This is a genomic window from Verrucomicrobiota bacterium, from assembly GCA_016200005.1.
Lineage (GTDB): Bacteria > Verrucomicrobiota > Verrucomicrobiia > Limisphaerales > PALSA-1396 > PALSA-1396.
This window is the reverse complement of sequence record JACQFP010000006.1, coordinates 44,383-56,407: the sequence shown is the minus strand read 5'-3', so window position 1 is coordinate 56,407 and position 12,025 is coordinate 44,383. Positions and strand designations below refer to the sequence as shown.

Annotated in this window: 10 protein-coding genes; 2 read left to right on the top strand and 8 right to left on the bottom strand. The window is 57.4% G+C overall.

The window, feature by feature from the left end:
* Window positions 1-212: 212 nt before the first annotated feature.
* From HY298_01615 to HY298_01595, 5 genes are all read right to left on the bottom strand, one after another.
* A complete protein-coding gene (locus HY298_01615) occupies window positions 213-887 on the bottom strand; it encodes a sigma-70 family RNA polymerase sigma factor (protein MBI3848976.1) in 675 nt (224 codons plus the stop codon).
* 101 nt (window positions 888-988) lie between these two features.
* On the bottom strand, window positions 989-1,594 hold the full coding sequence (locus HY298_01610; GenBank protein MBI3848975.1) for a hypothetical protein: 606 nt from the start codon (window positions 1,592-1,594) through the stop codon (window positions 989-991).
* Window positions 1,587-1,841, bottom strand: coding sequence for a hypothetical protein (locus HY298_01605; protein ID MBI3848974.1), 255 nt, complete (start codon window positions 1,839-1,841; stop codon window positions 1,587-1,589). The genes HY298_01610 and HY298_01605 overlap by 8 nt, the downstream gene beginning before the upstream one ends.
* A gap of 64 nt (window positions 1,842-1,905) precedes the next feature.
* Window positions 1,906-2,328, bottom strand: coding sequence for a type II toxin-antitoxin system VapC family toxin (locus HY298_01600; protein MBI3848973.1), 423 nt, complete (start codon window positions 2,326-2,328; stop codon window positions 1,906-1,908).
* Complete coding sequence (locus HY298_01595) at window positions 2,328-2,531, bottom strand: DUF2281 domain-containing protein (GenBank protein MBI3848972.1); 204 nt, start codon at window positions 2,529-2,531, stop codon at window positions 2,328-2,330. Before HY298_01595 ends, HY298_01600 begins: the two co-directional genes overlap by 1 nt.
* A 211-nt stretch (window positions 2,532-2,742) precedes the next feature.
* Between HY298_01595 and HY298_01590 the strand changes: the two genes are divergently transcribed.
* Together HY298_01590 and HY298_01585 are read left to right on the top strand one after the other, a co-directional pair.
* Window positions 2,743-5,142, top strand: coding sequence for an alpha/beta fold hydrolase (locus HY298_01590; GenBank protein ID MBI3848971.1), 2,400 nt, complete (start codon window positions 2,743-2,745; stop codon window positions 5,140-5,142).
* Window positions 5,143-5,199: 57 nt separating this feature from the next.
* Entirely contained in the window at window positions 5,200-6,063 is an 864-nt protein-coding gene (locus HY298_01585; protein ID MBI3848970.1) for a DUF1559 domain-containing protein, read from the top strand.
* 79 nt (window positions 6,064-6,142) lie between these two features.
* Here the strand turns inward: HY298_01585 and HY298_01580 are convergent, their stop codons facing one another.
* The 3 genes from HY298_01580 to cysK all read right to left on the bottom strand — a co-directional run bounded on the left by HY298_01580 (window position 6,143) and on the right by cysK (window position 10,784).
* Complete coding sequence (locus HY298_01580; GenBank protein ID MBI3848969.1) at window positions 6,143-8,236, bottom strand: protein kinase; 2,094 nt, start codon at window positions 8,234-8,236, stop codon at window positions 6,143-6,145.
* Window positions 8,237-8,430: 194 nt separating this feature from the next.
* Window positions 8,431-9,555, bottom strand: a complete 1,125-nt coding sequence (gene rho, locus HY298_01575) for a transcription termination factor Rho (protein MBI3848968.1) — start codon at window positions 9,553-9,555, stop codon at window positions 8,431-8,433.
* 245 nt (window positions 9,556-9,800) lie between these two features.
* The gene (gene cysK, locus HY298_01570; GenBank protein MBI3848967.1) at window positions 9,801-10,784 is read right to left on the bottom strand and encodes a cysteine synthase A; all 984 of its coding nucleotides are present in this window, start codon (window positions 10,782-10,784) and stop codon (window positions 9,801-9,803) included.
* Between the last annotated feature and the right edge of the window lie 1,241 nt (window positions 10,785-12,025).

Genomic DNA, 12,025 nt, shown 5'->3' with positions numbered 1-12,025 from the left:
TGCGGTCTCACAAAGCCTTTTCCATGCCGAGAGTGTAACCGAAGACGATGATGTTGACGTGAACTCGCAATCAATCGGACCTGGAATCGCCGTCGTTAGCAGGGCTGATGAATTCGCGGCATTTCCTCCGAGGACAAGAGGGGCAGGGGAGCTTCGTAGCGGAACTTGATTTCGGAAAAAGTGGCACCGTCTAGTCTAAAATAATGTGTCGCTTACGCTTCACTCGTCTTTAGCCGATCAACCTCTTTCTTCACCAGCCGTGCGACGCGGTGTTTGGCCATATACACCGACGCCATGCTCGCTTGCAACGTGCGCGCCGTCTCCTGCACCGACAACTTCTGCCGCACATGCAGGTCGAACATCTGGAACTGCCGCGGGCTGACCTGTTGCTTGACCCGCTCCAACGCTGCGGCCATCAAGTGCCTTTCCCATTCCTCCTGCCACACCGTGTCGAGGGCCCTGCTCGCCGGGTCCGGGATACGCTCGATGTCGGCGGTCGAGCCGGTGTCGTCCCGTTGGAGTTCACACTTGAGCGTGCCTGGGGCTGCGAATCCCGGCGGACAAGCTGAAGCTTGAACTCCAGCCTGCGCACGCTTCCGCCATTGATCCGCGATGCGCCACCGCGTCAATTGCATCAGCCACGCGCTGAAGGAGCCATGCGCCGGGTCGGCTTTGAACTCCCCGATTTTCCGCGCCACCGCGATGACAGTTTCCTGCACCACCTCCTGCGCCTCGGCGTCCGACAGCCCGGCCTTGACCGCGACGTTGTAAATCAATTGCCAGTACGTATCGAAAAAATCCTGCCAACTCGTCTGGTCGCCCCAATCCTTGAGCCGGTTGAGCAGACTGTGGCGCGTGGGAATTGGGTCGAACGATTTGTCCGGCATACGCGGCGGTGCTGATAGTGAAAGGGCCTGCACAAGCTATACACGAGAAGGCCGGTGGAGTTCTAACAAACAAAATTGAATGAGATGCACGTTGCACCTTCCTAGCCGATCCCGCTTTCAGTCAAACCAGCTTCGTCCAACGCACGCCGAAGCAAGTCCGTGACGCCCAGCTCGCCTGCCCAGTGGACGAGGTAAGCCCGGTCGAGCGCACCAGCCTGGACTTTGAGCACCGCGAGCAGATCGCGCCATTGGCGATCCGAGACGCCGCCGCCTTTGCGATACCAATCGAGTTTCGCCAGCACGGTGTCTTCCGCCGTCGCGAAGAACAATTCCAGCGGCGCGGCCTGGCCCACGGACTTCTTTTGTCGCCGGGCGAATTGGGATTGGCCGAACGGGTCGCGCCAGTGAACGAAGACGTCCACCTTCGTCATGGTTTCCAGATGAATGAGATTGAAACAGCCTTGTGTTTGGATGGCGGTGACGATGGCCGGGAGGTCGGCGTAGAAGTCGCCGGAAAGTCGCGCCACCAGCGGTTCAGCGTGTCGGCCAAGGAGCCGCGCCACCAAATCGGCATCCACCGTCTGACGCGGCTCGCCGAAAAAGCTGCTGGCGACCGAGCCGCCTACGAGATAATCCACGTCGAGCGCTTCGAACGCGGCCACGACGCGGGCAACCGCCGCCAGCAGTTCTGTATCAGCCTCACTCATCGCTGGGCAATGGGCCGTAGGCCCTGGCGGCGAGTTCGGGGCCAAGCCACAGGTCTGCCAAACGCCGCCGGAGCCGCGCCGGAGAGTCGTTCGGATGGCGTTCCCGCAGGCCGGTCAATGCGAGCGTGCGCGCGGTGCGGTTGGCGTCGAGCATCATGGCCATCTTGCGGGCGGGCGAGGCGCCGCGCAGCAATTCAATAAGCACACGTTCCGCGTCGGGATGGGTGTCTTCAGCCAATGTTCGCATGACTTCAGTTTACCCCAAAGCGCCCCGCATGGGAAGTGTAGGGCGGTCGTGGTAGCAGTCAGACTTACGAGCTTCCCGCAGTCTTGAGCGCCTGCAACACGTCTGTCGGAGTTTTCCGGCCTCGTTTCGTTCGGTCAAAATCGCCGTCGAAGCTGACAAGCGTGAAGCTGTGTTTCTCGGCGGTCACGTACTGGTAGCCGTCGTCGAAGTCCAGCCGATGCTGCTTCTGCACTGCCAGCACTTCGCGCAATTCACCCGGTTCCAGCCGCATCACCGCCACGCCCGAATCCTCGAGCGTGTCAGAGAGAAAATCATCGAACGTTTGCGGCTTTCCCAGCCGCGTCAGGATGATGCCCATCGAGTAGATTGTGAAATCAGAAATGGCCAACTGCCGTGCTTCGACGGTTCTAAAAAACTCACGGACGTCATTGGCGTGCTGGCGCTCCAGCAGCAATTCCAGCCAGACGTTCGTGTCCACCAAGTACATCAGTCTCCCCACCAGTCGAGCGATTTTTTCTGCAACTCGAGGGCGGTGAACTGATCCTGCTGATCGCGCAGCGCCCCGGCCCACTTCATCCGCAAGTGCGTTCGCTTGGGTGCAAACTGCTTTTGGGCTAGGAACTCGATAAAGTCCTCCGCCTCCCGTCGCAACCGCGGCGGCAACGTGTTGAGCTTTTCGGCGATAGTCATAATCTTGTCACTCGTTAGAACTCATATACCTTGTCTGGCGTCGTCCGCCAACTCGATTTTCAGTTTCGTTCGGGACTGCGGCAGGACGGCCTTCAGCCACAGGTTACAAATCAGGAACTACAAACTACTGACCACGGACAGAAAAGCTTTCTTTCTTTGTTAAATCGGGCCTGCTCCCTCCGTGAATAGCTTGATAACACATAAACCAGCTATGAAAACAAAATCTACACTCCTGCTCTGCGGCCTTCTTCTCGCGTCCCTGTTCAACGGCTTCAGCCAGCCTAGTCTCCAATTTTCCGCAAGCAGCTACACCGTGGCCGAGAGCGCGGGCAGTGTCACCCTCACCGTCCAGCGCACTGGCGACACCAACACGGAAGTGGGCGTGGATTACGCCACCACCGATGGGACGGCAACCAACGGATTCAAATACACGGCGGTCTTAGGAACGTTGACCTTCGGTGCTGGCGAAACCAACCAGACCATTGTGGTGCCGATCTTGGACGAAGGCTTTGTTGAGGTTACCAAGAACTTCCGGGTCATCTTGAGCAATCCTACTAATGGAGCGATTCTCGGTACTCGCACAAACGTCCCCGTATCCATCACCGATAACGACGTGGGAATTCAATTGCAGTTCGCCACTTACTCCGTGGCTGAAGACGCAGGGGCGGTTCTCATCGGCGTCGTGCGCGGCGACGATGGAACCAATGCAGTAGCGGTGGACTTCACGACGTCAAACCTGACCGGGACCAGCGGAACGGACTACACGGACGTAACCAACACGCTCGCCATTGCGCCGCAAGAACGGTTGAGGTTTGTCTCCATCCCGATTCTCAACAACACCAACAGGCAGGCGAATCGGACGTTCCGTGTCACCTTGAGCAATCCGGTGGGTCTCACGCTCGGCAGCCAGAAGACGACCACCGTCACGATTGTGGATAACGACCAGGGCTTTGCTTTTGAGTCCGCCAGTTATTCCGTCGCCGAAGATGCCGGCGCGGTGCAAATCCGCGTGCTGCGGGGCACCGACGATACGAACTCCACCGCAACCGTTGACTACGCGACGACTGATCTGACTGCGACGAATGGGCTGGATTACACTGGCATCACCAACACGCTCTCGTTCGAACCTGGAGAGAAGGTCAAACTGGTGACGGTTCCGATCCTCAATGACGAGGTTAAGGAACCGAACAAGAACTTTCGCGTGACGTTGAGCAACCCGACTGGTGGGGCCGTGCTCGGGTCGCGAACCACGGCCACCGTAGCCATTGTGGACAACGATCCGGGGGTGGGCTTTGAAAGAACGCAATATACGAACGAGTGGGGGAATGCGGGCGGCATTAGTGTGACCATTTTGCGCGGCAACGATCTCGCCTTGGGACCGATCACGGTGGATTATGCCACCAGCAATTTGACCGCCGTGGCGGGAATAGATTACCAAGCTGTCTCGGGCACGATTGCGTTCCAGCAGAACGAAACGGTCAAGACCCTCACGGTCCCTCTCCTCCAGCCCAGAGCCGCCGGCGGACCGAAGACCTTCAGAGTGACCCTGAGCAACGCGACAGGCGGAGCGACATTGGGGACCGCATCCACCACCGTGAAAATTGTGGGCGCTTATTTCAGCGTTGCGCCCCCGTTTGATACGGCGCTGACCATTCAAAGCGTAGGCGGCTTAAATACCCTTACCTGGACCGGCGGTGGGCTGCTTCAGAGAGCGGACGGCCCGACGGGACCATGGCAGACGCTTACGACTGCCACTAATCCGTACACAGTTCAGTCTCCGCTCCCGACGACGTTTTACCGGGTCACACGCCCCAGGCCGGTGAACCTCTATGTTCCTTCCATCTACGACGGTCAAACGCCGGTTCCTCTCTTAATCCTGCTGCACGGCTATGGCTATAACGGCGTGCAGGTTGAAGCGTACATGCAGTTTCGGCCTTTGGCGGAAGCCAGGGGGTTCTTGTACTGCTACCCTGAGAGCACCGCCGACCCTTCTGGCACCGAGTTCTGGAACGCCACGGACGCGTTGGGCGATTTCTATAACAGCGGCGTCGATGACGCGGGCTACCTGCGCAGTTTGATCCAAGAGATTGAGCGACAGTTTGCCGTGGATCGAAAGCGGGTCTATCTGATTGGGCATTCGAACGGGGGCTTTATGGCCTACAGGATGGCCTGCCAGTTCGCGGACATCGTCGCTGGTATCGCCAGCTTGGCTGGCACGACGTTCCTGGACCCTAGCCGCTGCCAACCTTCCCAGCCGGTTAACATCCTCCACATCCACGGCACCGGTGATGACACCATTTTTTACGCCGGCGGCGCCACAGTGCATGTGATGCCCGCGTATCCCGGCGCGCTACAGACTGTCCGAGCCTGGGCCGGGTACAACGACGCCACTGACCCAGTCACTGATCCCACACCCTCAATGCATTTGGATCTGGATACGCCTGGCCTGGACACGGTCATCACGCGCTATTCGAACTCCCCGCCGGGCGGGGCCGTCGAGTTGTGGACGATGAACCCTGGCGCCCATGTCCCGACCCTCTACACAAACGGCGTTTCATCGGAGTTTGCGCCGCGAGTCATCGACTGGCTTCTCGCCCATCCTAAACCGTGAACGGGCTTTGCAAAAGAAACGCTAACGAGTAGAATTAAAACGTAACCACGCCCAGCCATGCGCACCACGCGGAACCCAAGTTCAGCGCCGCCGAAGGCACTTTTAGCCTCGACCGGGAAGGGCATCGGCAGCGCCTTCACTCTGATCGAACTCCTGGTCGTCATCGCTATCATCGCGATTCTGGCCGCGATGCTTCTGCCCGCCCTCGCCAGAGCGAAAGCGAAGGCCCAGAATACGCAGTGCCTGAACAATCTCAAGCAGTTCGGTCTCGCCTGGATAATGTACAACGGCGACAACAGCGACCGAGTACCGCCAAACAACGACGGGAATCCAAACAATACTGGGAATCAGTTGTTTGCCACGAACACGTGGGTCCGAGGTTGGCTGGATCTTTGGACGGCCAGAACGGATAACACCAACACACTTTATCTGACCGGAAGCCTTCTTGCGCCGTATTTGGGCAACATGCTCGGGATCTGGCGCTGTCCAGCGAACAGGAGCGCCCTGGTCCGCTCGGTGTCAATGAACTCCTGGCTCAATTGCTATCTAACTCCCGATGGCCACCTGTCGCTGCCGCCGGTTTTCAGGATCATCCGGCGCACTTCTGACATGACGGCCCCCCCGCCCAGCCAGACCTTTGTCTTTGTCGATGAGCGTGCGGATTCCATCAATGACGCCTACTTTGCCGTGTTCATGTACCTCAAGGGAGCGGCAGCAGCCCTAATCAATTTTCCGGCAAGCTACCACAACGGCTTGGGAAATCTTGCTTTTGCCGATGGCCACGGCGAGAGTCACAAATGGCGTGATCCACGGACCAACCCGCCCATGCGCACAGGGTTGAACCTTGGGGTGACGGTCGATGCCTCCCCGAACAACTCGGATGTGGCTTGGTTACAGGAGCGGACGACGGGACTGAAGTGAACTATCGGTGGCAGCAGCCAAGCCGCGTGCCGGCGCTCGACTTGCAGTCCCTTGTAGGCCGGCTCATGGCGCAGCGCAATCATTTGTGACGCTCGCTGGGCTGAAGCAGACTGATGTTCCTGACGATGGATCGGAACTCCGGATCATTCTTGTCCCAGCACTGATCGAAGAGCGGGCCGGCGGTGAATGCTTTTTGCTCGCAAGCCTTTCTAAGGAAGCAGTAGGCGTTGGTCTTGTCCCCAAGACGCGCGTAGAGGGTGGCTATGTAATACACGTCTGCCGGCGAAAGGCTCAACGCAAGATCGAGGCGTTTGCTCCAATAACCCCTTTCGCCGCCTTGCCTGACCGCTTCGCGCAGGCTGTTACAAAATCCCTTCACTTGGTCTTCTCTCTTGCCCTGAAAGAGAGCGTGCGCCTCGAATTCCTGGATGGCCGCCATGAAATCCTTCTTCTCTTCGTAAACCATCCCTTTGAAGTGGCGGCTGGATCCGGGCTGCAGATCGTCGGCTGCCTGGTAGTATTTCATCGCTTGGTCGAACTGACGCCAGACGAAGTAAGGATGGCCGAGATGGTAGAGCGAAATGGGACTGGCCGGATCAATCTTTTCGCCAATGAGATACTCCTTGAGCGCTTCGGCCGGTTGGCCGGTCATGAGCAGATAGTATCCATATAAAATGTGCGCTGCCGAGCCGCCCACTCTGGAATCGGCGCGCAGGCGCGTGGCGGACCGAGCGTCAGCTAGGGCTTCAGCAAACTTCCAATCCATCCATTTGATCAGGGATGAGGCAGCCAGCGCCTCGGCGCGATCGGGGGCGATCTCTTTGAGCTTGGCTGCGACTGAACGAATGTGTTGGCGATCGGCGGTCGGCGCGTTCCACTCCTCCTCCCCGCGACAGATGGCGGCTTGGAATAAACCCCAGTAAGCGGGCACATGAGTCGGATCGAGTTGAGCGGCCTTCTTAAAGAGATCCACTGCGTGAGGAAGTCGTAGCGGGTCGCGGACGCAATAAAACCCTTGGTCAACCAGCTCATTGACTTCCGGTGTCGCCGAACGCACGTAGGTGTCCCGACGGCGGTGCACGAGCATAACGCTGCCCACTACGATCGCCCAGAGTAATGCAACCACCAAACCGGCTTTGCTGGCGGCCAACCAGCGGCGTTGCAGTGTCCGCTTGTGCCTGACTGACTGGCCGCTTTGCAGGGTACCAAGGTCCGCCCGCATCGCCTCCGTGCTAGCGTAGCGTTGGCGCGGGTCGGATTCGCACGCTTTGAGAATGATTTCGTTGAGTTCGAGCAACGCAGTGTAGTCGGGATGAGATTGCAAATCCGGCGGCAGTTGCGGGAAGTCCTGGCGGTCTTTGCCGAGGGCGATTTCGTAGAGGACCTTGCCGAGGCTGTAAAGATCGGCCTGCGGCGTGCCCGGGCCTTCCGGCGGGATGTAGCCCACGGTCCCGACCAACGATTGCGCTTCATCAATTGCCGTCACCAGGCCGATGTCCGCCAGTTTCGGTTCGCCGTCCACGAAGATGATGTTCGAGGGTTTGATGTCGCGATGCACGAGGCCGTTCGCGTGCAGATGCTCCAACGCGGAGGCGAGCTTGAGGCCGATGGTGATACATTCGGCGGGAGGGAGGCGGGCGGCGGTTAGTTGAGGGTTGAGAGTTGAGGGTTGAGAGTCAGCGCGGAGCAAACTGCGGAGGGTCTTTGGGCGGTAATTCAAAATGTAAAATTCAAAATTCAAAATGGATTGTTGGCGGTCGCTTGCGGTCAGATTAGATGCGGCCTCATTTTTCATTTTGCATTTTTCATTTTGCATTTCCTCCCCGTCCGCCAGTTCCATGACGTAGTAGAAATAGCCGGCGTCATCGCGGCGGCCGATTTGCAGAACATCCACCAAGCCGTCGTGGGAACGGGAGATCGGCTCGAATTTGAGCAGGCCCTTGAACTCGCGCTCGAAATGCTCGGCGCGCTGGAAGCTCTGGCGGTGGACGATCTTCACCGCGCGCATCGTGCCGATGGCGTTGCGGGCCAGCCAGACTTCGCCGTAAGCACCACGCCCGATCAGACACAACAATTCGTGATCGGGAATCTGAGGAGGTTGAGGGTTGAGGGTTGAGAGTTGAGGGAAAGCAGACGGAGCGCTTGGAATCGCGTTCTTGCCGTCAGCTTGCATATCGCTTTCCTACCACAAGGCGGAAAGGAAGGCACGGCAGAAGTTTTCGGGCGGGAGGGAGAGGTAAAATGGTTAACAGCCCGTCAAAAAACCTTTATCTCGTAGCCGCTGACGTTAGTCGGCGCAAATTTCCTGCGGAAACGGATGAACGATTAGCGCCGACTCACGACGGCGGCTACTTCTTGAACGGGATGCTACACCAGCTTGGCCAGCAACTCCTCGTTGGTCTTGTGCTTCTTGAGCGCGGCCAGCAAAGTTTCCATGGCTTCGACCGGATTGAGGTCCACCATCATGCGGCGCAACTTGCGAACGGACTCGATTTGTTTGGCCGAAAAAAGTTTTTCCTCTTTGCGCGTGCTGCTTTTCGGAATATCGATCGCGGGAAACAAGCGGCGATCGGACAGCTTGCGGTCGAGGATCAACTCCATGTTGCCCGTGCCCTTGAACTCTTGGAAAATCAGTTCATCCATGCGTGAGCCAGTGTCCACGAGGGCCGTGGCGATGATCGTCAGCGAGCCGCCTTCTTCAATTTTGCGGGCGGACGCGAACATCTTGCGGGGGATTTCCAACGCGCGGGCATCGACGCCGCCGGACATCGTCCGGCCGCTGCCGCCATGCACGCTGTTGTAGGCGCGCGCCACGCGGGTGATGGAATCGAGCAGCACAAACACGTCCTTTCCCGATTCCACCATGCGGCGGCACCGTTCAATCATAAAGCGCGAGAGGCGCACGTGGGTTTCCAGGTCCTGGTCGTTGGAGGACGCGACGACCTCGGCCTTGACGGAGCGCTGGAAATCGGTGACTTCTTCGGGACGCTCGTCGATCAGTAGAACCATAACATGAACGTCGGGATGGTTCGCGGTAATGGCGTTGGCAATTTGTTTGAGAATCGTCGTCTTACCCGTGCGGGGCGGGGCGACGATCAAACCGCGTGTGCCTTTGCCGATTGGTGTGACGAGGTCAATGATGCGGGTTTCCAGCAGGTCGGGCGCGGTTTCGAGGTTGAACTTCTCGACTGGGTCGATCGTCGTCAGGTTTTCAAACCGGACTGCTTTGGTGTAGTCGCCAAAGGGCATTTCGTTGACCAGATCGACCGATTTGAGTTGCGGGCTGTTGCCCCGGTGCGGCGGCTGGATTGGCCCGGCGACGAGGCAGCCTTCGCGGAGGAAGTTCCGTTTGATGGTGTCGGGCGTGACGAAGATGTCGGTGGGTTTGGGTTGGAAACGGCTCTCCGGCGAACGGAGAAAGCCGAAGCCTTTCTCGGAGATTTCCAAATAGCCGGAGCCGATCTCCGACGTGGAATTGGTCGTATTACTCATAATTATTTGTCGTACTCATCAAAGGGCCTGGAAAACCATCCCCGAAAACCGCTATGAACTTTGAATTTTGGGAAACTGCTGCGCTCGAAGAGTGAAGAAACTCAATTCACCGCGCACGGCCATTCAGACCTGCGACACAGAAACAATTACGAGCAAATCCCCTTTAACGCAACATTTATTTTGCTTTTTCCTCAAGCAATCAGAAATCCAGAGGTATTGACGCCGTCAGCGGGCATTCATTCAAATCAGCCACCCACTTCCGCTCTGGCTTCGGCTGCCAGCGGAGTGCTCAGGTAACGTTCACCAGTGGAACAAGCTATGGTGACAATCATCTTGCCTTTGTTTTCAGGGCGCTTAGCCACTTCGATGGCGGCGACGACGTTGGCGCCGGTCGAGATGCCCGCCAGAATTCCTTCTTCCTTGGCCAGACGGCGAGCCATGGAAAACGAGTCGTCATTGGTTACCTGAATGCATTCGGTGATCTGGGGATTGCCCTTGGAATCCTTCAGGTGCAAGTTTTTTGGAACAAACCCTGCGCCCGTGCCTTGAATCTTATGCGGACCGGGCTTGAGGGGTTGCCCAGCCAGAGTTTGAGAAATCACCGGGGAATCCTTCGGTTCTACCGCGATGGCTTCAAACGACGGTTTGCGGGGCTTGATGACTTCGTAGCAACCGGTGATCGTGCCGCCCGTCCCCACTGCTGAGATGAGAATGTCCACCTTGCCGTTGGTATCCTCCCAGATTTCCTCAGCGGTCGTCTTACGATGAATTTCGGGGTTGGCCGGGTTATCGAACTGTTGCGGAATCCAGGAGTTCGGCGTCTCCTTCGCCAGTTTCTCCGCACGGGCGATGGCGCCTTTCATACCCTCCGTTCCCGGAGTCAACACCAGCTTCGCACCCAACATGGCCAGCAGCGTGCGCCGTTCCAAGGACATCGTCTCTGGCATCGTCAGGATCAGTTTGTATCCCTTGGCCGCGGCCACAAATGCCAGGGCGATGCCGGTGTTGCCACTGGTCGGCTCAATGATCACCGTTTCCTTCTTGAGCACGCCGCGCTTCTCGGCGTCTTCAATCATCGACATGCCGATGCGGTCCTTGACACTGCCCAACGGATTAAAGAACTCGCACTTCAGCAAAATGGTGGCGGGTGCGCCATCGGTGACGCGGTTTAATTTGACGAGGGGCGTGCGACCGATGGTTTCGATGATGTTATTGTAAATGCGTCCCATAAGAGTTTTAAAATTTGCGCGTTCGGGTTTAGCTTGAATCTTGTGGGCGGGATTTTGGCCAAAAGCGCGTGGAGGGCAAGTACTTTTCTCCACCAATTCTTAAGTCTTACTCTTAATCCTCGTCTTAATCTTCTGGAGTCCCCCCATCACTCCGAGGATTAAGAGTGAGATTACGATTAAGATTAAGAGGAATAAAAACAAAAAGCCCCTGCCCAACCTTGCGGTCAAGCAGGGACCAAATGGGGGATGGGAGTTCGCCACGCTCTCTTTCCCGCGCTGACATTTGGCGCCAAATTGGCTGCCAGCTTCCCGACGCCATTCTCCACGGCAAGCGGAGTCTTCGGCCTCATAGCAGGGCCGTCCTGAGCCTTGCGGTCACAAGATTTCGAGTGAGGCCTCTTAGCTCGCTTCAACTGGCGTTTGCGGACGCCGGCTTACGAACCAGGTAAAGACACGTTTGTGATTGTAGCTCCGCGTCTTCACCAGTTAGCGCTGGGTCGGCCACCGCTTTTAACAGTGCGTTGGCCCAGTGCCACGGGTCTGACCTCTTACCTCTCAGGTTGCTTTTCGCTCACAAACCAGCGGTGTCGTTTGTAACATCGCCGACGTTTCAGAAGTTTGACGGGCCTTGCCAGACCCCGTTGACTTCCCGGCACGAACGCTCACTTTGTCCCGCCTTTCAGCGTCTTTCGTTTGGCGGATTTTCCTTTCGGAGACCGCCAGAGTCGCTCGCTCCGTGCTGATGCACAGTAGCAACCATTTACCCTCTGGGTAACTGCGATTCACTCAAGCCCGAAACCAGCCTGAGCTACTTGACCCGACTTGGAACGGTTTCTAATCGTTCCTCGCCGCTCAGTTCCTACTTCGCGTTACTGACGACGCGCGAACGTCGTCAAAGGAACTGGTGAATTCTGCCTCGGCCAACGAACCTCACGATCCGCCTTAAGAGGGGTTGAACCAACCAGCCTGACTCAACCTTTCCCCAGTCACCTGGGATTATCCCTGAGACGTCCAGCTTCATTCTTTCGTCTGTCACCGACCTTCTCAGTTCTTTCAATGAACTGAAGCTAGACTAACAAATTTCTCGACTTCGACAACGATTTCTTATGCACAACTTGTTAACCGAGATCACTTGGTGAACAAAATGTGCACAACTCAATCCCACCAATAAATTCAAGGGCCGGCGCGCGTCTCTAAAACTTATTCACAGCCGCTCTTGCTGAAAAATCGGGAATGGTGAA

Excerpts from the sequence above, each read along its gene's own strand:
- HY298_01590 (MBI3848971.1), top strand. The coding sequence starts at position 2,743 with ATGAAAACAAAATCTACACTCCTGCTCTGCGGCCTTCTTCTCGCGTCC.
- HY298_01615 (MBI3848976.1), bottom strand. The coding sequence starts at position 887 with ATGCCGGACAAATCGTTCGACCCAATTCCCACGCGCCACAGTCTGCTC.
- HY298_01585 (MBI3848970.1), top strand. The coding sequence starts at position 5,200 with ATGCGCACCACGCGGAACCCAAGTTCAGCGCCGCCGAAGGCACTTTTA.
- rho (MBI3848968.1), bottom strand. The coding sequence starts at position 9,555 with ATGAGTAATACGACCAATTCCACGTCGGAGATCGGCTCCGGCTATTTG.
- HY298_01595 (MBI3848972.1), bottom strand. The coding sequence starts at position 2,531 with ATGACTATCGCCGAAAAGCTCAACACGTTGCCGCCGCGGTTGCGACGG.
- cysK (MBI3848967.1), bottom strand. The coding sequence starts at position 10,784 with ATGGGACGCATTTACAATAACATCATCGAAACCATCGGTCGCACGCCC.
- HY298_01580 (MBI3848969.1), bottom strand. The coding sequence starts at position 8,236 with ATGCAAGCTGACGGCAAGAACGCGATTCCAAGCGCTCCGTCTGCTTTC.
- HY298_01600 (MBI3848973.1), bottom strand. The coding sequence starts at position 2,328 with ATGTACTTGGTGGACACGAACGTCTGGCTGGAATTGCTGCTGGAGCGC.
- HY298_01610 (MBI3848975.1), bottom strand. The coding sequence starts at position 1,594 with ATGAGTGAGGCTGATACAGAACTGCTGGCGGCGGTTGCCCGCGTCGTG.
- HY298_01605 (MBI3848974.1), bottom strand. The coding sequence starts at position 1,841 with ATGCGAACATTGGCTGAAGACACCCATCCCGACGCGGAACGTGTGCTT.